Source organism: Pseudomonas sp. Sample_21, from assembly GCF_004307525.1.
GTDB lineage: Bacteria > Pseudomonadota > Gammaproteobacteria > Pseudomonadales > Pseudomonadaceae > Aquipseudomonas > Aquipseudomonas atacamensis.
This window is the reverse complement of sequence record NZ_RCNZ01000115.1, coordinates 113310-136665: the sequence shown is the minus strand read 5'-3', so window position 1 is coordinate 136665 and position 23356 is coordinate 113310. Positions and strand designations below refer to the sequence as shown.

Below are 23356 nucleotides of genomic sequence, written 5' to 3'. Positions count from 1 at the left end.
GCAGTGCTGAAAATTTTCCGTTCACGCAGCGCCTTACCACCGCTGCACCCTGCTCTGAACGGCCTCACCCGGCTTCCTCGGCTCGGGTGAATTTGCAGGCGCCTTCGGGCGCCTTTTTTTGTCCGTTCAGATCAGCGGCCAGTCCTGCACAACCCGATAGCGACCCTTGTGCGATTCGAACAGAGCGAAGCGTTCAGCACGCAGAAAGAACTCCGGCGGCGTGCGCGCCTCCGGCTCCGGCGCGCGGTATTCGCGGGCCAGCGTAAGGTGCGGGCGGAACTCGCGGGTGGCTTCTTCAAAGCCGAACGGCAGCATCGCCTGTTCCAGCGCGTAGACCAGGCGCAACAACGCTGGCGGCGCCTGTTCCGGTGCCAGCGATAGCACACCGGCGCGATGCCAGACCTGCAAGCGATCCAGCTCAATGCGCAACGTTTCGCCGGGAATACGCACACTGCCCGCTGCTTCACAGACGCCATGAATCTGCGCCAGCGGCACCGCACCGAGGAACAGCAGAGTCAGATGAAAGTTATCCGCCGGCACCGGTTTGCCGCTGCGCAGGCCCAGTTCCGCGCGCCACTGGGCGATTGCCTTGCGCTGCGCCGGCGGGCAATCCAAAGCGAAAAACAGCCGTTTCGACGGTTCATCCCTGCGCACTTCATCCATCATCGCCCTGCCCCCCATATCGTCATGATCGCGCCGATTCTACACAGCCTGTTCTGACGACTCGCGACAGGAAGCTATAGTTCAAGGATTGCCATCAACCGGAGGCTGCCATGCGCGAGATCCTCAGCAAAGAACCCTGGTGGGCCCGGCCACCACATCCCGGACAGGACGAAAGCGAACTGGAATGGGGCTGGCTGGTGCATTACAGCGAAGGCGAACCGCGCTTCGAATTCGTTCGCGAGAGGCCCAGCGACGAGCAGATTCGCAACCGCAAAAGTTGCCGGGTCACTCCCTCGGCCGAGTGAATAGACCCTGTGAGCACTAATCCTGTGGGAGCGAGCAGGCTCGCTCCCACAGGGTCATGCATTGATCAGTGGGGTTGGGTGTCGCCGGCGGCGGTGTCGATGCTGACAACCACTGACATCCCCGGCCGCAAGCGTTCTTCTTCCTGCTGGTCGGGATCGATGGTGATGCGCACCGGCACGCGCTGGGCGATCTTGACGAAGTTGCCGGTGGCGTTGTCGGCCTGCAGCAAGGCAAATTCCGAGCCGGTGCCCGGCGAAATATGCTGCACGTGGCCGGTGAATCTGCGGTGGTTCAAGGCGTCGACGGTAAAGCGTACCGGTTGCCCGACCCGCACGTTGGCCATCTGGGTTTCCTTCATGTTGGCGATCACCCACTTCTGGTCCGGGACCAACGCCATCAACTGCGCGCCGGAGTTGACGTAGGCGCCGAGGCGCACGCCGATCTGCCCGAGCTGACCGTCGCGCGGGGCGACAATTCGCGTGTTCGACAGATCGATCCGCGCCAGTTGCACCGCCGCTTCGGCACTGGCCACGGCGGCCTCCAGCGAGCCGCGATTGACGATCACCGTTTGCAGATCCTGCCGGGCGATTTCCAGATTGGCCTTGGCCTGCGCCACAGAAGCCGTGCTTTGCGCGTTGGCAGCGAGGGTCACGTCAAATTCGCGCTTGGACACCGAGCCGTCGCGCACCAGCTCCTGATTACGCCGCAGATCCGCCTCGCTCTTGCGCAACTGCGCCTGGCTGTCGGCGAGCACCGCCTGACGCAATTTGATCGTCGCTTCGGCGCTGTTGCGCTGCTGCACGACGTTGGCCAATCCGGCTTTCTGCACCGCCAGTTGTGCCAGGGACTGGTCGAGGCGTTGCTGATAAATGCGGTCGTCCAGACGCACCAGCAGGTCCCCGGCCTTGACGTACTGGAAGTCCTGCACCGGCACCTCGAACACATAGCCGCTGAGCTGCGGACCGATGATCGTCACCTGCCCGCGAATCAAGGCGTTTTCGGTAGTTTCGACCGCACTGCTGAATGGCGGCAGTTGCCAGGCATACAACACGATCAGCACGCCGACGATGGCGATTGCGGCAAAGCCCAGCGAAGAGATGATCCGCACCCGCAGCGAACGCGGCGCAGTATTCGGTGACGATGGCGGCGCCTCCCCTTCAGGCGTGGCGGCGATGGCGTTGGTAGTTGTGGTGGTCGGTTCGGTCATGAAGAAGTGGCACCGCTGGGTGGTACGGAAGGTGTCGGCTCAATGGCTTTGGTGGTGCTCATCAGCCACAACGCGCGAATCGAAAGCCAGATCATGGTCAGGACGGCAATGACCGCAATCAGCATGAAGACATCGTTATAGGCCAGCACGTTCGCTTCGCGTGTCGCCGCATTGGCGAGGCTGCGCATGCCGGCCAGATTGCGCAGGCTCGGGTCGGCGAGCAAACCGCCGAACGCCGAGCCGCCGCTCTGCACTCGCGCCGCCACCAACGGATCGGACATCACCAGATGATCGACGATGTGGCTGGAGTGGTACTTCTCGCGCACGATCTGAAAAGTGCCAAGCAACGCCGCGCCGAGCAGTCCGCCGAGGTTATTGCAGATCCCGAACAGCACGGAAAAACTCACCAGGTTGCGCGGATTGGTCAGCACGTTACGCGTGCCGAAGACCATGGTCGGGCCGAGAAAAAACGTACTGCCGAATGCCAGCAGGAACTGGCTGAAATACATGTTGGCGGGACGGGTCAGGTTATTCGAGAAGCTGTCCATCACCGAACCGGTGGCCATCAGCGCCAAGGAAATGATCAACGGCATCAGCAAATGTTTGGGGTCGATGGTCAACGCGCTGGTGGCAAGCCCGGCGATGCTGCCGATCAGCATCACCACGTACAGACTGTGTAACTGCTCATAGCCCATGTTGAGGTTCTGCATGAAACCGACCGCGCCGGTGGATTGCTCCGAGGTGACCATGCGAATCAGGGTCACCGCCAGCGCCAGGCGGATCATCGTTCCGCTGCCCAGCCAGCGGGTCATCAACATCGGGTTGCTGCGGTTGTGCTCGATGGCCAGGCCCATGATGATCAGCGCGATCGAACAGGCCAGCGCCACGCCGATCCAGTCTGCCTCCAGCCACCAGTCGATCCGCCCCAGCGACAACACCGCGCACAACAACGCCACACCGGTGGCGAGGATGGCGAAGGTGAGGAAATCGAGTTTTTCAAAGGTTTTGAAGCGGTCACCGGGCGGCAATTTCAGTAGCAAGACACAGCCGAGTGACAGCAGGGCCATGCCCAATTCGAACAGGTACAAACCGCGCCATTCGGCGATCTGCAACAGGTCTTCGGAAAACAGCCGCGCCAGCGGTAACGCCAATTGCGACGTGCCGAGGCCGAGCACCAGCGCTTTGAGCCGCCACTTCGCCGGGAACGCCTGGACCATGTAATACAGACCCAGCGAGCTCAGCGCCGCACCGACCATGCCGTGGGCAGCCCGCACCGCCACTGCCGAGTTGAGATCGTTGACGAACAAATGGCCGAAGGTCACTAGGGCATACAGCACCAGAAATACTTCGGTGAACGCGCGCAAGCCGAATTGCTGGCGAAACTTCACCAGCAGCAGGTTCATCGACACGTTGGTCATCACATACGCCGCCGGCAGCCAGGCCATCTCCGCCGTGGTCGCGCCGAGCGAGCCTTGCAGGTAAGGCAGGTTGGCAACCACCAGCGAGTTGCCCAACCCACCGGTCACCGCCACCAGCACGCCAACCGCCGCGTACGCCAGGCGCTTGGGCGTGGAGTGCAGCGGTGTCGACGGAGAACCGGGCAGGCTGGGCTTTTCGTGGGGTTGCCAGTTGCGCGGGGCGTATTTATCCATGAATCGGCCTGGTGCTGGGGGTGGAGGAAGTTTGCCGCAATTTGACGGGCAATACACGACTCGACAGACACCAAGGAACCCTGTGGGAGCGAGCCTGCTCGCTAAAGCGCTGTGTCAGTCGACAACTTCATTGATTGAAAGTCCGCATTCGCGTGCAGGCTCGCTCCCACATGGGTTCGGCGTCGAATGGGAGGTCATCGTATAACTTCCAGTTGACAATCCCCGAAAATCTGGGAAATATCCGCATCGATGTTGTACGACGACGTATGACAAATAATAAAAACAACAAACGATCCAGGGAGCGTCACAGTGAGCCCACTCGCCCGCAATTCCGTCCGCCCTTCACGTTTTGCCCATTTCAAACCGCGTTCGACCCTGAGCCTGATCGGTTGCAGCAGCCTCGCTCTGGCCTTGCCGATGAGCGCCGATGCCGAGGGCTTTCTCGACGACAGCAAAGCCACGCTGAACCTGCGCAACGCCTACTTCAACCGCAACTTCGTCAACCCGGCCTATCCGCAGGGCAAGGCCGAAGAGTGGACGCAGAGCTTCATTCTCGACGCCAAATCCGGCTTCACCCAAGGCACCGTCGGCTTCGGCCTCGATGTGCTCGGGCTGTATTCGCAAAAGCTCGATGGCGGCAAAGGCACTGGCGGTACGCAGTTGTTGCCGATTCATGATGACGGTCGCCCGGCCGACAATTTCGGTCGCCTCGGCGTGGCGCTGAAAGCCAAAGTCTCGAAGACCGAATTGAAGGTCGGCGAATGGATGCCGGTATTGCCGATCCTGCGCTCCGACGACGGCCGCTCCCTGCCGCAGACCTTTCGCGGCGGGCAGATCACGTCCACTGAAATCAACGGCCTGACCGTCTACGGCGGCCAGTTCCGTGGCAATAGCCCGCGCAACGACGCGAGCATGGAAGACATGTCGATGAACGGCCGCGGTGCATTCACCTCCGATCGTTTCAACTTCGGCGGCGGCGAATACAGCTTCAACGAAAAACGCACGATGGTCGGCGTGTGGTACGCCGAGCTCACCGACATCTACCAGCAGCAGTATTTCAACCTCAGCCACAGTCAGCCGATGGGCGACTGGACGCTGGGCGCCAACCTCGGTTTCTTCACCGGCAAGGAAGACGGCAGCGCTCAGGCCGGCGACCTCGACAACAAGACCGCGTTCGCCCTGCTCTCGGCCAAGTACGGTGGCAACACCTTCTACGTCGGCCTGCAGAAACTCACCGGCGACGATGCTTGGATGCGCGTCAACGGCACCAGCGGCGGCACCTTGGCCAACGACAGTTACAACGCCAGTTATGACAACGCCAAAGAGCGCTCCTGGCAGGTGCGTCACGACTACAACTTCGTTGCGCTGGGCGTGCCTGGCCTGACCCTGATGAACCGCTACATCAGCGGCGATAACGTGCACACCGCCACCACCAATGACGGTAAGGAATGGGGCCGCGAATCGGAACTGGCCTACACCGTGCAGAGCGGCCCGCTGAAGAACCTCAACGTGAAATGGCGCAACGCGACCATTCGCCGGGACTTCAGCACCAACGAATTCGACGAGAACCGGATCTTTATCAGCTATCCGATTTCGTTGTTGTAAGGGTTGGCGGTTTGCCCTGTGGGAGCGAGCCTGCTCGCGAAAGCGCCGGACCAGTCGACTTGTTCTGACTGACACAGCGCATTCGCGAGCAGGCTCGCTCCCACAAGGGGATTGCATTGCCAGGCAGGTATCGGGTGCTGAAAAAATGAATCGCCCCTTCCGTCATCTACACCAAAAGTCGCGTTGACAAGATCCGGAAACCCTACCGATACTTCAGCGCAGTCATACGACAACCTACAACAAACCTAATAACAATGTGTTCAGGGATTGCCATGACGTCTACCTCTACCCCCCGCGCTCCTTTCAACCGCCTGCTGCTGACCGGTGCCGCCGGCGGCCTGGGCAAAGTGTTGCGCGAACGCCTGCGCCCTTACGCCAATGTGCTGCGCCTGTCCGACATCGCCGCCCTCGCCCCGGCCGTCGATGAACACGAAGAAGTCGTGCTCTGCGACCTCGCCGACAAGCAAGCCGTGCATCAACTGGTCGAAGGGGTCGATGCAATCCTGCATTTCGGTGGCGTCTCGGTCGAGCGCCCGTTCGAAGAAATCCTCGGTGCCAACATCTGCGGCGTGTTCCACATTTACGAAGCGGCGCGCAAGCACGGTGTGAAGCGGGTGATCTTCGCCAGCTCCAACCACGTCATCGGTTTCTACAAACAGGACCAACAGCTCGACGCCACTTCAGCGCGTCGTCCCGATGGTTACTACGGCTTGTCCAAGTCCTACGGCGAAGACATGGCCAGTTTCTACTTCGATCGCTACGGTATCGAAACCGTCAGCATCCGCATCGGCTCCTCGTTCCCCGAACCGCAGAACCGCCGGATGATGCACACTTGGCTGAGCTTCGACGATCTCACGCAACTGCTCGAACGCTCGCTGTACACACCGAACGTCGGCCACACCGTGGTCTACGGCATGTCCGCCAACAAAGACGTCTGGTGGGACAACCGCTACGCCAGCCACCTCGGTTTCGAAGCCAAGGACACCTCGGAAGTGTTCCGCGACAAGGTCGAAGCGCAACCGATGCCGGCCGACGATGATCCGGCGCGGATCTATCAGGGCGGCGCCTTCGTCGCAGCAGGCCCGTTCGGCGACTGACCGTTCGACTTGATCCCCTTTAATAAAAACCATGGGAATGAGTATGCAAGCCGAATTGATCGTCGACGCCCGCAACGCGGTCGGTGAAAGCCCGGTCTGGGTGCCGCAGGAAAACGCTCTGTACTGGGTCGATATTCCCAACGGCGGGCTGCAACGCTGGAGCGCTGACAGCGGGCATGTTGCCTCGTGGAAGGCCCCGGAAATGCTCGCCTGCATCACCCGCCACCGCAGTGGCGGCTGGGTCGCTGGCATGGAAAGCGGATTCTTTCGCCTGCACCCGCACAGCGACGGCAGCCTCGACAGTGAGTTGCTCGCCACCGTAGAGCACAGCCGCGCCGACATGCGCCTCAACGACGGTCGCTGTGATCGCCAAGGGCGTTTCTGGGCGGGCAGCATGGTGCTGAACATGGGCCTGAACGCGCCTGAAGGCCGGCTCTATCGCTACGGCGCCGGGCAGACGGGCGTGATCGAAGCGCAACTGGATGGCTTCATCGTACCCAACGGCCTCGGTTTCAGCCCTGACGGCAAAACCATGTATCTCTCGGATTCGCACCCCAATGTGCAACTGATCTGGGCCTTCGATTACGACACCGAGACCGGCACGCCATCGAATCGCCGAATCTTCGTCGACATGAATCATTTCCCCGGCCGCCCCGATGGCGCCGCCGTGGATGCCGAAGGCTGCTACTGGATCTGCGCCAACGACGCCGGCCTGATCCACCGCTTCGCCCCGGACGGCCGACTGGATTTCTCGCTGGAAGTACCGGTGAAGAAACCGACCATGTGCGCTTTCGGCGGCAGCAACCTGGACACCTTGTTTGTCGCCTCGATTCGCCCCGGCGATGACCACGACCCGCAATCCCTGGCCGGCGGCGTGTTCGCCCTGAAGCCAGGCGTCAAAGGCCTCGCCGAACCGCAATTCAACGATTTGCTTTAGACCCTCTGCTGCACCGCTGCGCCTTGAACACAAAAATAACAAGACTGGAGACTCACCCCCCATGAACTTCAAACGCACCTTGCTCGCCGCTGCACTCCCGCTGATGTTCACCTTCGCCGGTGCCGCTCAGGCGGAAATGAAACTCAAATTTGCCGACATTCACCCCGCCGGTTACCCAACCGTGGTGGCTGAAAAATCCATGGGCGATACCCTGACCAAGGAAACCAACGGCGAGCTGACCTTCCAATACTTCCCGGGCGGTGTGCTCGGTTCCGAGAAGGAAGTCATCGAGCAGATGCAGGTCGGCGCGGTGCAGCTGTCGCGTGTCAGCCTGGGCATCGTCGGCCCTGTGGTGCCGGATGTGAACGTGTTCAACATGCCGTTCATCTTCCGCGACCAGCAACACATGCGTAACGTCATCGATGGCCCGGTGGGCGATGAGATTCTCGACAAGATCACCAACTCCGAATTCGGCCTGGTGGCCTTGGCGTGGATGGACGGCGGCACGCGCAACATCTACACCAAGAAACCGGTGCGCAAGCTCGAAGACCTCAAGGGCATGAAAATCCGCGTACAAGGCAACCCGATGTTCATCGACATGATGAACGCCATGGGCGGTAACGGCATCGCCATGGACACCGGGGAAATCTTCAGCGCCCTGCAGACCGGCGTGATCGATGGCGCGGAAAACAACCCGCCGACCCTGCTTGAACACAACCACTTCCAGAACGCCAAGTTCTACAGCCTGACCGGTCACCTGATCCTGCCAGAGCCGATCGTGATGTCGAAAATCACTTGGGAAAAACTCACTCCGGATCAACAGCAACTGGTGAAAAAAGCCGCCAAGGCTGCCCAGGCTGAAGAGCGCGTACTGTGGGACAAGAAGTCCGCTGCCAGTGAAGAAAAACTCAAGGCCGCTGGCGTCGAGTTCATCGAAGTCGACAAAAAACCCTTCTACGACGCCACCGCACCGGTACGGGAAAAGTACGGCGCGAAGTACGCCGACCTGATCAAAAAGATCGAAGCCGTTCAGTAACGCCTCCCGCTCCGTACTCATGAAAAAGGCCCGGCGCGCCAGCGGTTCAGGCGCGCCCGGTTACGGTGGAACCCGATGAAGAATCTGCTGCTGCGTATCAACGACAAGATCTACATGACGTGCATCTGGGTCGCCGGCCTTTCCGTCCTGGCGATTTCCCTGATGATTCCCTGGGGCGTCTTCGCCCGTTACGTGCTCGGCACCGGTTCGAGCTGGCCTGAGCCGACGGCGATCCTGCTGATGATGGTGTTCACCTTCATCGGCGCCGCCGCCAGTTACCGCGCTGGTGCGCACATGGCCGTGGCCATGCTCACCGACCGCATGCCGGCGCAAATGAAAGCCGCAGCGGCGATTTTTTCGCAACTGCTGATGGCGGCCATCTGCATCTTCATGACCATCTGGGGCACCAAGCTGTGCATGTCCACCTGGAACCAGTTCATGGCAGCCCTGCCCGATCTGCGGGTTGGCGTGACCTATCTGCCGATCCCCGTGGGCGGTTTGCTGACATTGATTTTTGTCGTGGAAAAACTCTTGCTCGGTGACCAGAGCAAACGTCGGGTCGTGCAGTTCGACCTGGTTGAAGAAAGTGAAGGTGCCGTTTAATGGACGCTCTGATCCTGCTGGGCAGTTTTATCGTATTGATCCTGATCGGCATGCCGGTCGCTTACGCGTTGGGCGCCGCTGCGCTGATCGGCGCTTGGTGGATCGACATTCCCTTCCAGGCGGTGATGATCCAGGTCGCCTCGGGGGTGAACAAATTCTCGCTGCTGGCCATTCCGTTCTTCGTCCTCGCCGGCGCGATCATGGCCGAGGGCGGCATGTCCCGGCGGTTAGTGGCGTGTGCCGGGGTGCTGGTAGGTTTCGTCCGTGGTGGTCTGTCGCTGGTCAACATTGTTGCCTCGACGTTCTTCGGTGCGATCTCCGGTTCTTCGGTGGCCGACACTGCGTCTGTGGGTTCGGTGCTGATTCCGGAGATGGAGCGCAAGGGTTATCCACGGGACTTCTCCACCGCCGTGACCGTCAGCGGTTCAGTGCAAGCCCTGCTGACTCCGCCAAGCCACAACTCGGTGCTCTACTCGCTGGCCGCTGGCGGTACGGTGTCGATCGCTTCGCTGTTCATGGCCGGCATCGTCCCGGGCCTGCTGATGAGCGCCTGCCTGATGGTGCTGTGCCTGATCTTCGCGAAAAAGCGCAACTACCCCAAGGGCGAAGTGATTCCGATGCGCCAGGCGCTGAAGATCGTCGGCGAAGCCCTGTGGGGCATGATGGCGATGGTGATCATCCTCGGCGGCATTCTCTCGGGTATTTTCACCGCCACTGAATCGGCGGCCATCGCGGTGCTGTGGTCATTCTTCGTGACCATGTTCATTTATCGCGATTACAAATGGCGCGAGCTGCCCAAGCTGATGCACCGCACGGTGCGCACCATCTCCATCGTGATGATCCTGATCGGTTTCGCCGCCAGCTTCGGCTACATCATGACGCTGATGCAGATCCCGGCAAAAATCACCACACTGTTCCTGACCCTGTCGGACAACCGCTACGTGATCCTGATGTGCATCAACGTGATGTTGCTGTTGCTTGGCACGGTGATGGACATGGCGCCGCTGATCCTGATCCTCACGCCGATCCTGATGCCAGTGATCATGGGCATCGGTGTCGATCCGGTGCAGTTCGGCATGATCATGCTGGTCAACCTGGGGATCGGATTGATAACACCGCCCGTGGGGGCCGTGCTCTTCGTCGGCTCGGCGGTGGGCAAGGTCAGTATCGAAAGCACGGTGAAAGCGCTGCTGCCGTTCTATGGCGTGCTGTTCCTGGTGCTGCTGCTGGTGACCTACGTTCCGGCGATTTCGCTGTGGCTGCCGCACCTGGTGTTGTAACCCGCTGAGAAGATCGCAGCTTCGTGCAAGGAGGCTGCGATCTGTTGATCTTCACGCCCGCACCAGCATGTACCCCGCCACCACCAGACAGACACTGGCAAACCCCACCTGCAACGCCCGCGCCGGCACCTGCGCGCACAGCCTGCGACCGATGAGCATGCCAACGATGCTGGCGACAATGAACGCCGCACCCTGACTGTCAATGCGCACACCCGCATGAAACGCGCCGATCACCCCGATCGCGGAAATCAGACTGATCACCATCAACGACGTCGCAACGATGCCGCGCATCTGCACATCGGTCAGTTGCTTGAACGCCGGCACGATCAGAAAGCCGCCGCCGACGCCAAGTAAACCCGAAACCACGCCAGTAACCGCTCCCAGTGCAGCCAGGGTGGCGGTGCATTTGGCGGTCCAGTCGAAGCGCCCGGTCTGCTCGTTGAGCATGCAGTTTTTCTGCCCCCAACCGGCGTGGCCGTGATCGCTCGGCCCCGCTTGCTGACGGTCCTTTCTGAACATTCGCCAAGCGACCAGAACCATCAGCAGGCTGAACAGGATCATCAGAATCTTTTCCGGCAGTTGATGCGCGAAGTAGATCCCCAGCGGCGAAAACACCGCGCCCAGTGCCGCGATCAACAGCGCCGCGCGGTAACGCACCAGGCCATGGCGCAAACCATCGATCGCCCCGACCGCCGCCGCGCTGCCGACCGCAAACAAGGCCACCGGCGCCGCTTGCGTCATCGTCCAGCCGAGCCCGAGCACCAGCGCCGGCACCGCGAGAATCCCGCCGCCTGCGCCGGTCAGGCCGAGGACCAACCCCATCACCACGCCAAACAGACTTGCCAGCAACATAGGGGTTTTCTCAGTCGACCCTGGATAGACGCGTCAGCCACTCGCGGCCCTTGAGCATGCCGTGCCAGTAGAACCACGGCAGCAGCGTCGCCTTCAGCCACCACGCCGAACGGCGGGCCACGGTCGGGTCCAGCGGGAAAGTCGGCAGCAGTTTGCCGCCATAGCCGAACTCGGCGAGGATCACCTTGCCCTTCTCCACCGTCAGCGGGCACGAGCCGTAGCCGTCGTACTTGAGCGGCAGCGGCTGTTGTTTGCGCGCGGCCAGCAGGTTCTGCGCAACGACGACCACCTGCTTGCGCACCGCTGCGGCGGTTTTCGCGTTGCTGGTGCCGCAGATATCGCCCAGTGCGAACACCTCGGGATAACGCGGATGCTGCAGGCTGTGCGGATCGACTTCGCACCAACCGCCGGCATCGGCCAGCGCACTCTGGGCGATGAAATCCGGCGCGACTTGTGGCGGCACGACGTGCAGCAGATCGAAGGTTTTTGCCACGCGGCTGACATTGCCATCGGCGTCCTTGACTTCAAACCACGCGGTTTTCGCCGGGCCGTCGACCTTGACCAGATTCGAGTTGAACGCCAGTTGCGCGTCGTACTGTTCGATGTACTTCATCAACGGCGGCACAAAGGTCGGCACGCCAAACAGCGCAGCGCCAGCGAGATTGAATTCGACATTGATGTCTTTCAGCACGGCGGATTTGCGCCAGTAATCGCAAGACAGGTACAGGGCTTTTTGCGGCGCGCCGGCGCATTTGATCGGCATCGCCGGCTGGGTGAACAGCGCCCGGCCATCGCGCAGTTTCTGCACTTGATCCCAAGTGTACTGGGCGTGTTGATAGCTGTAGTTGGAGGTGACGCCGTGCTGACCGAGGCTTTCCTGCAAGCCTTCGACTTTTTCCCAGGCCAGGCGCAGGCCGGGGCAGACGACCAGGTTTTGATAGCTGACGGTGCGCTGGTCGTCGAGGGTGAGTTGGCGGCTTTGCGGGTCGATGGCGCTGACACTGGCCTGAATCCACGTCGCCTGACGCGGCATGACTTTGCTCATCGGCCTGACGGTGTCTTTCACATCAAACGCACCACCGCCGACCAGCGTCCACGCCGGTTGATAGTAGTGCTGTGAACTCGGTTCGATCACGGTGACTTTAAGCTGCGGGTCACGCTTGAGCAGGCTGGCGACAAAACCGATGCCGGCCGTGCCACCGCCGATGACCACGATGTCCGCACTGATGGATGGGCCCCAGTGTTGATCGTTCATTGCTTGTTCCTTTTGCTGCACGCAAGGATTTGTTCGGGTCAAACCAAAGAAACTGTGGGAGCTGGCTTGCCAGCGAAAGCGGTGTGTCAGTCACATAAATATTGGCTGATAAGCCCTCATCGCTGGCAAGCCAGCTCCCACAGGGTAAGTAAGTGTTAGGGCTGGCATTTATGGCTGTTCCCAGCTCTTGAGTACCGCTCCGCAATACAGCCCCGACAGGGTTTTCATCACCTGGATCACTTCGTGACTGGCCAGGCCGTAGAAAATGTATTTGCCTTCACGGCGAGTCGCGACAAGCCCTTCGTCGCGCAAGATGCCCAGTTGTTGGGACAGCGTCGGTTGGCGTACGCCGGTCATTTTTTCCAGCTCGCCGACGTTGCGTTCGCCCTGGGTCAGTTGACAGAGGATCAACAGACGATCCTCATTGGCCAGGGCTTTGAGCAAGGCGCAGGCTTTGGACGCCGAGGCGCGCAGTTGGGCGACTTCACATTCGGTCAGACTGGATTGCATTTGCACGAGGCCTTGAAGGTCACTTAAGCTGCGAACATTATGTTTTTACATAAAGTGTTGCAACCCGAAATTCCTCAGCACAGGTTTCTGCCATGTCCGCCCAGATTGAAGCGTTCCTCGACCCCGCCTCCTCGACCTACAGCTACGTGGTCTACGAAGCCGACGGCGGCCAGTGCGCGATCGTCGACCCGGTGCTCGACTATGATGGCGCCGCCGGGCGCACCGGCACCGAGCAGGCGGACAAGATCATCACCTTCGTGCGTGCGCATCGACTGCAAGTGCAATGGCTGCTGGAAACCCACGCCCACGCCGATCACCTCTCCGCCGCGCCGTACCTGCGTCGGGAACTGGGCGGCAAGATCGCCATCGGTGAATCGATCAGCAAAGTGCAGAATGTGTTCAAGGCGCTGTTCAATCTGGAGCCGGAATTTTGCGTCGATGGCTCGCAGTTCGATCATCTGTTCGCGCCGAACGAGTCGTTCATGATCGGCAACCTCAAGGCTACCGCGCTGCACGTCCCCGGCCATACGCCAGCGGACATGGCGTACCTGATCGACGGCGAGCAGATCCTGGTGGGTGACACGCTGTTCATGCCCGATGTCGGCACCGCGCGCTGTGATTTCCCTGGCGGCAATGCGCAGCAATTGTTCAAGTCGATCCAGAAGCTGCTGGCGTTTCCCGCCAGCGTGAAGCTTTACGTCTGCCACGATTACCCGCCCGAAGGCCGCGCCTCACAGTGTCAGACCACTGTCGGCGAACAGCGCAAAAGCAATATTCATGTGCATGACGGGATCGATGAAGCGGCGTTCGTCGAGATGCGCACGACACGTGACGCTGGGTTAGGCATGCCGACGTTGCTGCTGCCGGCGATTCAGGTGAACGTGCGGGCGGGGAATCTGCCGGCGGCGGAAGACAACGGTGTGGTTTACCTGAAGATTCCGCTCAACAAACTCTGACGGTTCGGCAACGCAGCCTCCAGCAGCGCCAACTGATCGTTCCCACGCTCCGCGTGGGAATGCATCCCGTGACGCTCTGCGTCACTTCTTGAGGCGGAACGCGGAGCGTCCCTGGCGGCATTCCCACGCGGAGCGTGGGAACGATCGGCGTCTGCAGGGCAGTCGTATCAATTGCCCAACGTCAACCCATTGGCCGGCAACGGCAACGCGGTCTTGTAGCGCACCTGCTTCAACGCAAAGCTCGAGCGGATGTTCGCCACCCCCGGCACCTTGGTCAGAAAATCCATCATGAAGCGTTCCAGCGACTGAATGCTCGGCACCAGCACGCGAATCAGATAATCCGGATCACCCGCCATCAGATAGCACTCCATCACCTCAGGCCGATCAGAAATCGCTTCCTCGAAATGCTGCAACGCCTCCTCTACCTGTTTTTCCAGGCTGACGTGAATGAACACGTTCACGTGCAGCCCCAGCAGATCGGCATCCAGCAGCGTGACCTGCTCGCGAATCAAGCCCAATTCTTCCATGGCCTTGACCCGGTTGAAGCACGGCGTCGGCGACAGGTTCACCGAGCGAGCGAGGTCGGCGTTGGTGATGCGCGCGTTCTCCTGAAGGCTGTTGAGAATGCCGATGTCGGTACGGTCCAGTTTGCGCATGAGACAAAACCACCTGTTTTTTATGTTTATGCAGAATTTCTATCTGCAAATGGTCACCAGCGCAACGAAACACAGAGAAATATTCTTCTTGGCCACGCCTATGATTGTTGTAGGACAAGATTTCCTCATCCCGGAATGACTGCCAGCTCACTACAAGAAATTCACAAGATCGAGCGTAGAAGCCATGACCCAAGCGTATGAACCGCTGCGCCTGCACGTCCCTGAACCCTCGGGCCGTCCCGGCTGCAAAACCGATTTTTCCTACCTGCATCTGACCGATGCCGGTACGGTGCGCAAACCTCCCATCGATGTAGAACCTGCCGACACCGCCGACCTCGCCCGTGGCCTTATTCGCGTGCTCGACGATCAGGGCAACGCCCTCGGCCCGTGGGCCGAAAACGTGCCGGTCGAAATCCTGCGCAAAGGCATGCGCGCGATGCTCAAGACGCGCATCTACGACAACCGCATGGTCGTCGCCCAGCGGCAGAAAAAGATGTCGTTCTACATGCAGAGCCTCGGCGAAGAAGCCATCGGCAGCGCCCAGGCGTTGGCGCTGAACATCGACGACATGTGCTTCCCGACCTACCGCCAGCAAAGCATCCTGATGGCCCGCGATGTGCCGCTGGTCGACCTGATCTGCCAACTGCTGTCCAACGAGCGCGATCCGCTCAAGGGCCGCCAGTTGCCGATCATGTACTCGGTCAAGGACGCCGGTTTCTTCACCATATCCGGCAACCTCGCCACCCAATTCATTCAGGGCGTCGGCTGGGGCATGGCCTCGGCGATCAAGGGCGATACGAAAATCGCCTCGGCGTGGATCGGTGACGGCGCTACCGCCGAATCGGACTTCCACACCGCCCTCACCTTCGCCCACGTTTATCGCGCGCCGGTGATCCTCAACGTGGTCAACAACCAGTGGGCGATTTCCACGTTCCAGGCCATCGCCGGCGGTGAAGCCACGACTTTCGCCGGACGCGGCGTCGGTTGCGGCATCGCCTCGCTGCGTGTCGATGGCAACGACTTCTACGCGGTCTACGCCGCTTCCGCTTGGGCTGCCGAACGCGCCCGGCGCAACCTCGGCCCGACCATGATCGAATGGGTCACCTACCGCGCCGGCCCGCACTCGACCTCCGACGACCCATCAAAATACCGCCCTGCCGATGACTGGAGCCACTTCCCGCTCGGCGATCCGATCGCGCGTCTGAAACAGCATCTGATCAAGGTCGGCCACTGGTCGGAGGAAGAGCACAGCGCCGTCAGCGCTGAACTTGAAGCCGAAGTGATTGCCGCGCAGAAACAGGCCGAACAGTACGGCACCCTCGCCGGTGGCCAGATTCCAAGCGCCGCGACCATGTTCGAAGACGTCTACAAAGAGATGCCGGAGCACTTGAAGCGCCAGCGTCAGCAGTTGGGGATCTGACATGAACGATCACAACAACAATATTCAGTTGGAAACCGCCATGACCACGACCACCATGACCATGATCCAGGCCCTGCGCTCGGCCATGGATGTGATGCTTGAGCGTGATGACAACGTCGTCGTGTTCGGTCAGGACGTCGGCTACTTCGGCGGCGTGTTCCGCTGCACCGAAGGCCTGCAGACCAAGTACGGCACCTCGCGGGTGTTCGACGCGCCGATCTCGGAAAGCGGCATCGTCGGCGTGGCCGTGGGCATGGGCGCTTACGGACTGCGGCCGGTCGCCGAAATCCAGTTCGCCGACTACGTCTACCCCGCCTCCGACCAGATCATCTCCGAAGCGGCGCGCCTGCGTTATCGCTCGGCTGGCGAATTCACCGCACCGATGACCCTGCGCATGCCTTGCGGCGGCGGCATCTACGGCGGCCAGACCCACAGCCAGAGCATCGAGGCGATGTTCACTCAGGTCTGCGGTCTGCGCACGGTGATGCCGTCCAACCCGTACGACGCCAAAGGCCTGCTGATCGCCTCCATCGAAAACGATGACCCGGTGATCTTCCTTGAGCCGAAACGCCTGTACAACGGCCCGTTCGATGGCCATCACGACCGCCCGGTGACGCCGTGGTCGAAACACCCGCAAGCCCAGGTGCCGGACGGTTACTACACCGTGCCGCTGGACGTCGCTGCGATCACTCGCCCGGGCAAGGACGTGACCGTGCTGACCTACGGCACCACCGTATACGTCTCGCAAGTCGCTGCCGAAGAATCCGGCGTCGATGCCGAAGTCATCGACCTGCGCAGCCTGTGGCCCCTGGACCTGGAAACCATCGTCAAGTCGGTGAAGAAAACCGGCCGCTGCGTGGTGGTTCACGAAGCCACCCGCACCTGCGGTTTCGGCGCCGAGCTGGTATCGCTGGTGCAGGAGCATTGCTTCCATCACCTGGAAGCGCCGATCGAGCGCGTCACCGGTTGGGACACTCCCTACCCGCACGCGCAGGAGTGGGCGTATTTCCCAGGGCCGTCCCGCGTGGGCGCGGCGTTGAAACGGGTCATGGAGGTCTGAATGGGCACGCACGTTATCAAGATGCCGGACATCGGCGAAGGCATCGCAGAAGTAGAACTGTCGCAGTGGCACGTCAAGGTTGGCGATCTGGTGGTTGAAGATCAGGTGCTGGCGGATGTAATGACCGACAAGGCAATGGTCGATATTCCATCGCCGGTGCACGGGAAAGTGATTGCCCTCGGTGGTCAGCCGGGTGAAGTGATGGCGGTTGGCAGTGTGCTGATCAGCATCGAAGTCGAAGGGGCTGGCAACCTTAAAGAGTCGGCCGCACCCGCGCCCGTCAAAGAAGCACCGGTTGCGCCGAAAGTTGAAGCCGCTGTCGAGAGCAAATCCGCCGCAGCCGCCGCACCACGTCCGGCTGCCGTTTGCCAAGGCCCGATGGTTGCTCGCGAAGCGGATGAACGCCCGCTCGCATCGCCGGCCGTGCGCAAACATGCGCTGGACCTGGGTATTCAATTGCGTCTGGTGCGCGGCAGCGGCCCGGCCGGTCGCGTGTTGCATGAGGATCTTGAGGCCTATCTGGCGCAAGGTCGGTCGAACGCTTCGGCGCCGGCCGCTGCCGCTTATGCCCAGCGCCACGACGAAGAACAGATTCAAGTGATCGGCATGCGCCGCAAGATCGCCCAGCGCATGCAGGACGCCACGCAGCGCGCAGCGCATTTCAGCTATGTCGAAGAAATCGACGTCACCGCGATCGAAGAACTGCGCGCGCACCTGAATGAAAAGCACGGCGCCAGCCGAGGCAAGTTGACCTTGTTGCCGTTCCTCGTTCGCGCGCTGGTGGTGGCCCTGCGCGACTTCCCGCAGATGAACGCCCGTTACGACGACGAAGCGCAAGTCATCACCCGCCTCGGCGCGGTGCATGTCGGCGTCGCCACGCAAAGCGATGTCGGCCTGATGGTGCCCGTCGTGCGTCACGCCGAAGCGCGCAGCCTGTGGGACAGCGCCGCGGAAATTTCGCGTTTGGCCAACGCCGCGCGCAATGGCAAGGCCAGCCGCGATGAGCTGTCCGGTTCGACCATTACGCTCACCAGCCTCGGTGCGCTGGGCGGCATTGTCAGCACGCCGGTGCTGAACCTGCCGGAAGTGGCCATTATCGGCGTGAACAAAATCGTCGAACGGCCAATGGTGGTCAAAGGCCAAGTGGTGATCCGCAAGATGATGAACCTCTCCAGCTCCTTCGATCATCGCGTGGTCGACGGCATGGACGCGGCGCTCTTCATTCAGGCCATTCGTGGCTTGCTCGAACAACCCGCCACCTTGTTTGTGGAGTAAGCCCGAATGCAATCTCTGAACACTACGCTGCTGATCATCGGCGGCGGCCCCGGCGGTTACGTTACCGCGATCCGCGCCGGGCAACTGGGCATCCCGACCATCCTGGTCGAAGGCCAATCGTTGGGCGGCACCTGCCTTAATATCGGCTGCATTCCGTCGAAAGCGCTGATTCATGTGGCTGAGCAGTTTCATCAGACGCAGCATCACAGCCAGCATTCGGCGCTCGGCATCAGCGTTGCCGCGCCGACCCTGGATATCAGCAAAAGTGTGGAGTGGAAGGACGGCATCGTTGATCGCCTGACCACTGGCGTCGCCGCGCTGCTGAAGAAAAACAAGGTTCAGGTCATCAACGGCTGGGCGAAAATCATCGACGGCAAAACCGTGGAAGTCGGCGATACGCGCATCCAGTGCGAACATCTGGTGCTGGCCACCGGCTCGACCAGCGTCAACCTGCCGATCCTGCCGATTGGCGGGCCAATCATCTCCTCCACCGAAGCGCTGGCGCCGACGTCTGTGCCGAAACGCCTGGTCGTGGTCGGCGGTGGTTACATCGGCCTGGAGCTGGGCATCGCCTATCGCAAGCTCGGCGCCGAAGTCAGCGTGGTCGAGGCGCAGGATCGAATTCTTCCGGCTTACGACGCGGAGCTGACACAACCGGTACATGAAGCGCTGAAGCAGCTGGGCGTGAAACTGTACCTCAAGCACAGCGTGCTGGGTTTCGACGGCACGTTGCAGGTGCGCGATCCCGAAGGCGAAACCCTCAATCTGGAAACCGATCAGGTACTGGTCGCGGTCGGACGCAAACCCAATACGCAGGGCTTCAATCTCGAAGCGTTGAATCTGGACATGAACGGTTCGGCTATCAGGATCGACAGCGGTTGCCAGACCAGCATGCGCAACGTCTACGCCATTGGCGACGTGAGCGGCGAACCGATGCTGGCCCACCGCGCCATGGCTCAGGGCGAAATGGTTGCCGAGCTGATCAGTGGCAAGCGCCGCGAATTCAACCCGACCGCCATCGCCGCCGTGTGCTTTACCGACCCGGAACTGGTGGTGGTCGGCAAAACTCCGGACGAGGCCAAGGCTGCGGGGCTGGACTGCATCGTTGCAAGCTTCCCGTTCGCCGCCAACGGCCGCGCAATGACCCTGGAATCGAAAAGCGGCTTCGTCCGCGTGGTCGCACGTCGCGACAATCATTTGATTATCGGCTGGCAAGCGGTGGGAGTCGGTGTTTCCGAATTGTCGACGGCATTCGCGCAGAGCCTGGAAATGGGCGCGCGCCTGGAAGACATCGGCGGCACCATCCATGCGCACCCAACCTTGGGCGAAGCGGTGCAGGAAGCGGCGTTGCGGGCGCTGGGGCATGCGCTGCATCTGTAAATCCGTCAAATTGATCGTTCCCACGCTCCGCGTGGGAATGCAGCCCGGGACGCTCTGCGTCCCAACAGCCGAACGCGGAGCGTCCGATGAGGCATTCCCACGCAGAGCGTGGGAACGATCAGTCGAGGGAAGGATCAGCGGAGCGAATTCCGGCTGCGAAACCGCTCAAGAATGAAGTATTGTTGTGCCCATCCAAAAAAACGTCAGAAGCCTTGAACCGTTTCGGCGGTTGTTCAGTGATAGAGGGTGTCATGGGTAACGAAAGCATCAATTGGGACAAGCTGGGTTTTGACTACATCAAGACCGACAAGCGCTATCTGTCGTACTTTCGCGATGGCGAGTGGGACAAAGGCACCCTGACCGAAGATAACGTCCTGCACATCAGCGAAGGCTCCACTGCCCTTCACTACGGTCAGCAGTGCTTCGAAGGCATGAAGGCCTATCGCTGCAAGGACGGCTCGATCAACCTGTTCCGCCCGGACCAGAACGCCCTGCGCATGCAGCGCAGCTGCGCGCGTCTGCTGATGCCGACGGTCGACACCGAGCAGTTCATCGAAGCCTGCAAAGCCGTGGTTCGCGCCAACGAGCGTTTCATCCCGCCGTACGGCACCGGCGGCGCGCTGTACCTGCGCCCGTTCGTGATCGGCGTCGGTGACAACATCGGCGTGCGCACCGCGCCCGAGTTCATCTTTTCGATCTTCTGCATCCCGGTCGGCGCCTACTTCAAGGGCGGCCTGACCCCGCACAACTTCCAGATCTCCAGCTACGACCGCGCGGCCCCGCAAGGCACCGGTGCGGCCAAGGTCGGTGGCAACTACGCCGCCAGCCTGATGCCGGGCTCGAAAGCCAAGAAAGCCAACTTCGCCGACGCGATCTACCTCGATCCGATGACCCACACCAAGATCGAGGAAGTCGGTTCGGCCAACTTCTTCGGGATCACCCACGACAACAAGTTCGTCACCCCGAACTCGCCATCGGTCCTGCCAGGCATCACCCGCCTGTCGCTGATCGAACTGGCGAAATCGCGTCTGGGCCTGGACGTGGTTGAAGGCGACGTGCTGATCGACAAGCTGTCGGACTTCAAGGAAGCCGGTGCCTGCGGTACCGCTGCGGTGATCACGCCGATTGGTGGCATCAGCTACAACGATCACCTGCATGTGTTCCACAGCGAAACCGAGGTAGGCCCGGTAACCCAGCAGCTCTACAAAGAGCTGACTGGCGTGCAGACCGGCGACATCGAAGCGCCAGCGGGCTGGATCGTCAAGGTTTGATCTGACGACTGCTGATGCTCAAAAGCCCTCCACCGAGTGATTGGTGGGGGGCTTTTTTGTAGGGCTGGGCTCTGGTGTCGTATTGAAGAACGTCACCCCCTCACCCCAGCCCTCCCGAAACGTCGGACCGCCCCCAAGGGGGCGAGGGGGAAAGGGAGCCGACTTGTGCGCTTTTCAAAAATCGCGTTCGCCTCGGCCATTCAGGTCGATGGAGTTCGCAAGAACACCTCGGTCGGCTCCCTCTCCCTCCGGGAGAGGGCTGGGGTGAGGGTAGGCTTTTCGCTCTTCAAGGCAATCCGTTTACCAAGTCGATCAGCAATCCCACTCGCCTGCCCATTCTGCTGCTTGCCCATCCGCGCCTGGGTGATCAATCCCGGTATCAACTCGCCCTCCGGCAGATTCTTCCAGAACCGCACCGGCAGATGCCCTTGCATGACCTTCGGGTTCAACCGTGCCGGGTTGAAGATGTGGCTGTAGTAGGTCAACCACAAATCGCCGTGGGGGTCATCGACGTTCTGTGCCAGTTGCTGCCATTCAATCGGGCATTGCCGCTCGTGAATCAACTGCTCACCGTCGTAGTACACACCATCGCGCGGTGTGGCGATCAACCAGCGATGCTGGCCCATGCGACCGATAAAGTGCTCGCTGGCGCTGTGCAGGATGTCATGCGCCGGTTCGTGCCACGCCACGTATTGTGGACCAGGCAGATCCTTCGGCCGCTCGATGAAACGCACGAATGCATGCAGATGATGGGCCTCGCGGCTGACCTGCTTGATGCGCCGCTGCAACTCGCTGCCGAGTTTGTCGCCGGCCATCATCGCCGTGCGGTCGCCGTGACTGACGCGCCAGAGCACTTCATACAACAGGCTCCAGCGCTGTTCGCCGCGATAGCGCGCCGCTTGTTCGAGGGTGGCGAGCAGCGTACGGGGAATACGCGCCTGAAACGGCCCCTGCCCTTCGGGCACGTGATCATCACTGGCAAACAGATCGCCAACGCCTTCCGTCGCCCAGCTCACCAGACTTGGATCGATCTCATGGCTGAGCAACCAGCGCGCCTGCTGGCGCCAGGTATCGAACAGATCGTCACAATCGAGACTGATCATCCCCACAACCCCATCTGCTGCGGCATCGGCCGGTCACGCAATTGCTGGTAGAGCATGTGACTGGTGACTTCCGCCTGCTGCGGGTGGTAATCGCTGGTGATGATGAACGGCTTGGCCTTGGCCAGCACACAGCGCATCCGCGCGACGTCTTCGTAACGGATGCGGCGCTGACGGCGCAACTCGACCAGGCGCTCGGTGGTGCGCAAGCCGATGCCCGGGATGCGTGCGATCAACGTCGCGTCAGCACGGTTGAGGTCGAGCGGGAACACTTCGCGATTTTCCAGCGCCCAAGCCAGCTTCGGGTCAATATCGAGCGCCAGATTGCCCGGGCCTTTGAGCAATTCGTCAGCGCTGTAGCCGTAGCTGCGCAGGAGGAAATCAGCCTGATACAAACGGTGCTCACGCATCAGCGGTGGCGCGGCGAGCGGTACGCTTTTCGGGCTGTCGGGGATCGGACTGAATGCCGAGTAATAGACCCGGCGCAAACGGAAGTTGCCATAAAGGGACTGAGCGCTGTGGAGGATGGTGCTGTCGTCGGTGTCATCGGCACCGACGATCAGTTGCGTGCTCTGCCCCGCCGGGGCGAATTTTGCCGAGCGCGGTTCGTTCAATACCGTCTGCACGCCGGTGTAGATGGTGTTCATCGCTTGCTTGATCGAGGTGATGTCCTTCTCCGGCGCCAGTGTCTGCAGGCTGGCATCGGTGGGCAGTTCGATGTTGACGCTGAGGCGATCGGCATAGCGCCCGGCTTCTTCGATCAAAGCGGGATCGGCTTCCGGAATGGTCTTCAAATGGATGTAGCCGCGAAATTCGTGCTCTTCGCGGAGCAACTTGGCGACGCGCACCAGTTGCTCCATGGTGTAGTCCGCCGAGCGAATGATCCCGGAGCTGAGAAACAGGCCGCTGACGCAGTTGCGGCGGTAGAAATCCATGGTCAGCGTCACGACTTCTTCCGGGGTGAAGCGCGCACGTGGCACATCGCTGGAACGGCGGTTGACGCAGTACTGGCAATCGTAAAGACAGAAGTTGGTCAGCAGGATTTTCAGCAACGACACACAGCGCCCGTCCGGCGTGTAGCTGTGGCAAATGCCCATGCCGTCGGTCGAACCGAGCCCGCTCTTGCCCTCGGAGCTGCGCTTGGGCGCACCACTGCTGGCGCAGGAGGCGTCGTACTTGGCGGCGTCGGCGAGGATGCTGAGCTTGTCGATGATTTGCATGGCGCGGGCTCTATA

At 61.0% G+C, this 23356-nt stretch carries 21 protein-coding genes and 1 pseudogene; 13 read left to right on the top strand and 9 right to left on the bottom strand.

What is annotated here, in order from left to right; translation table 11 throughout:
- Positions 1-126: 126 nt before the first annotated feature.
- On the bottom strand, positions 127-666 hold the full coding sequence (thpR, locus tag D8U71_RS22600; RefSeq protein WP_130888724.1) for an RNA 2',3'-cyclic phosphodiesterase: 540 nt from the start codon (positions 664-666) through the stop codon (positions 127-129).
- Between the two features lie 107 nt (positions 667-773).
- On the opposite strand from thpR, the gene D8U71_RS22595 reads away from it, so the two are divergent.
- On the top strand, positions 774-968 hold the full coding sequence (locus D8U71_RS22595; RefSeq protein ID WP_110600946.1) for a hypothetical protein: 195 nt from the start codon (positions 774-776) through the stop codon (positions 966-968).
- Positions 969-1033: 65 nt separating this feature from the next.
- Here D8U71_RS22595 and D8U71_RS22590 read toward each other — a convergent pair whose 3' ends face one another.
- Complete coding sequence (locus D8U71_RS22590; protein ID WP_110600944.1) at positions 1034-2176, bottom strand: HlyD family secretion protein; 1143 nt, start codon at positions 2174-2176, stop codon at positions 1034-1036.
- A complete protein-coding gene (locus D8U71_RS22585) occupies positions 2173-3828 on the bottom strand; it encodes an MFS transporter (RefSeq protein WP_016775184.1) in 1656 nt (551 codons plus the stop codon). Before D8U71_RS22585 ends, D8U71_RS22590 begins: the two co-directional genes overlap by 4 nt.
- A gap of 309 nt (positions 3829-4137) precedes the next feature.
- Here D8U71_RS22585 and D8U71_RS22580 point away from each other — a divergent pair, with 309 nt between their 5' ends.
- The 6 genes from D8U71_RS22580 (at position 4138) to D8U71_RS22555 (ending at position 10386) form a co-directional block, all read left to right on the top strand.
- The gene (locus D8U71_RS22580) at positions 4138-5433 is read left to right on the top strand and encodes an OprD family porin (protein ID WP_016775185.1); all 1296 of its coding nucleotides are present in this window, start codon (positions 4138-4140) and stop codon (positions 5431-5433) included.
- A 272-nt stretch (positions 5434-5705) separates the two neighbouring features.
- On the top strand, positions 5706-6530 hold the full coding sequence (locus D8U71_RS22575; protein ID WP_122612194.1) for an NAD(P)-dependent oxidoreductase: 825 nt from the start codon (positions 5706-5708) through the stop codon (positions 6528-6530).
- Positions 6531-6573: 43 nt separating this feature from the next.
- Positions 6574-7467 carry an SMP-30/gluconolactonase/LRE family protein gene (locus D8U71_RS22570; protein ID WP_125927673.1) on the top strand — a complete coding sequence of 298 codons (894 nt, stop codon included), beginning with the start codon at positions 6574-6576 and terminating at the stop codon, positions 7465-7467.
- Positions 7468-7528: 61 nt separating this feature from the next.
- Positions 7529-8503: a TRAP transporter substrate-binding protein gene (locus D8U71_RS22565; protein ID WP_130888723.1), complete on the top strand. Its 975-nt coding sequence runs from the start codon at positions 7529-7531 to the stop codon at positions 8501-8503.
- 75 nt (positions 8504-8578) lie between these two features.
- Positions 8579-9106, top strand: coding sequence for a TRAP transporter small permease (locus tag D8U71_RS22560; RefSeq protein WP_122700614.1), 528 nt, complete (start codon positions 8579-8581; stop codon positions 9104-9106).
- Entirely contained in the window at positions 9106-10386 is a 1281-nt protein-coding gene (locus D8U71_RS22555; protein ID WP_130888722.1) for a TRAP transporter large permease, read from the top strand. Before D8U71_RS22560 ends, D8U71_RS22555 begins: the two co-directional genes overlap by 1 nt.
- Before the next feature lie 51 nt (positions 10387-10437).
- On the opposite strand, the gene D8U71_RS22550 is transcribed toward D8U71_RS22555, so the two are convergent.
- From D8U71_RS22550 to D8U71_RS22540, 3 genes are all read right to left on the bottom strand, one after another.
- Positions 10438-11238, bottom strand: a complete 801-nt coding sequence (locus D8U71_RS22550; RefSeq protein WP_130888721.1) for a sulfite exporter TauE/SafE family protein — start codon at positions 11236-11238, stop codon at positions 10438-10440.
- Between the two features lie 10 nt (positions 11239-11248).
- The gene (locus D8U71_RS22545) at positions 11249-12493 is read right to left on the bottom strand and encodes an FAD/NAD(P)-binding oxidoreductase (RefSeq protein WP_130888720.1); all 1245 of its coding nucleotides are present in this window, start codon (positions 12491-12493) and stop codon (positions 11249-11251) included.
- A gap of 168 nt (positions 12494-12661) precedes the next feature.
- Positions 12662-13003 (bottom strand): metalloregulator ArsR/SmtB family transcription factor, encoded by a 342-nt coding sequence (locus tag D8U71_RS22540; protein ID WP_016775194.1) that lies wholly within the window; start codon positions 13001-13003, stop codon positions 12662-12664.
- Positions 13004-13095: 92 nt separating this feature from the next.
- On the opposite strand from D8U71_RS22540, the gene D8U71_RS22535 reads away from it, so the two are divergent.
- The gene (locus tag D8U71_RS22535; protein ID WP_130888719.1) at positions 13096-13959 is read left to right on the top strand and encodes an MBL fold metallo-hydrolase; all 864 of its coding nucleotides are present in this window, start codon (positions 13096-13098) and stop codon (positions 13957-13959) included.
- Between the two features lie 167 nt (positions 13960-14126).
- On the opposite strand, the gene bkdR is transcribed toward D8U71_RS22535, so the two are convergent.
- Positions 14127-14615, bottom strand: coding sequence for a Bkd operon transcriptional regulator BkdR (bkdR, locus tag D8U71_RS22530; protein WP_016775196.1), 489 nt, complete (start codon positions 14613-14615; stop codon positions 14127-14129).
- 184 nt (positions 14616-14799) lie between these two features.
- On the opposite strand from bkdR, the gene D8U71_RS22525 reads away from it, so the two are divergent.
- The 5 genes from D8U71_RS22525 (at position 14800) to D8U71_RS22505 (ending at position 21021) form a co-directional block, all read left to right on the top strand.
- On the top strand, positions 14800-16035 hold the full coding sequence (locus D8U71_RS22525) for a 3-methyl-2-oxobutanoate dehydrogenase (2-methylpropanoyl-transferring) subunit alpha (RefSeq protein WP_130888718.1): 1236 nt from the start codon (positions 14800-14802) through the stop codon (positions 16033-16035).
- A gap of 1 nt (position 16036) precedes the next feature.
- Positions 16037-17095, top strand: a complete 1059-nt coding sequence (locus D8U71_RS22520) for an alpha-ketoacid dehydrogenase subunit beta (RefSeq protein WP_003224000.1) — start codon at positions 16037-16039, stop codon at positions 17093-17095.
- On the top strand, positions 17096-18370 hold the full coding sequence (locus D8U71_RS22515; protein ID WP_130888717.1) for a dihydrolipoamide acetyltransferase family protein: 1275 nt from the start codon (positions 17096-17098) through the stop codon (positions 18368-18370).
- Between the two features lie 6 nt (positions 18371-18376).
- Positions 18377-19750, top strand: coding sequence for a dihydrolipoyl dehydrogenase (gene lpdA / locus D8U71_RS22510; protein ID WP_130888716.1), 1374 nt, complete (start codon positions 18377-18379; stop codon positions 19748-19750).
- Between the two features lie 251 nt (positions 19751-20001).
- Positions 20002-21021: a branched-chain amino acid aminotransferase gene (locus D8U71_RS22505; RefSeq protein WP_125927687.1), complete on the top strand. Its 1020-nt coding sequence runs from the start codon at positions 20002-20004 to the stop codon at positions 21019-21021.
- A 284-nt stretch (positions 21022-21305) separates the two neighbouring features.
- Here D8U71_RS22505 and D8U71_RS22500 read toward each other — a convergent pair.
- Positions 21306-22124 (bottom strand): annotated as a pseudogene (locus D8U71_RS22500) (TIGR03915 family putative DNA repair protein); the annotation flags it as partial.
- Positions 22121-23341: a putative DNA modification/repair radical SAM protein gene (locus D8U71_RS22495; RefSeq protein ID WP_024013352.1), complete on the bottom strand. Its 1221-nt coding sequence runs from the start codon at positions 23339-23341 to the stop codon at positions 22121-22123. The pseudogene D8U71_RS22500 and the gene D8U71_RS22495, both read right to left, overlap by 4 nt.
- Positions 23342-23356: the final 15 nt, after the last annotated feature.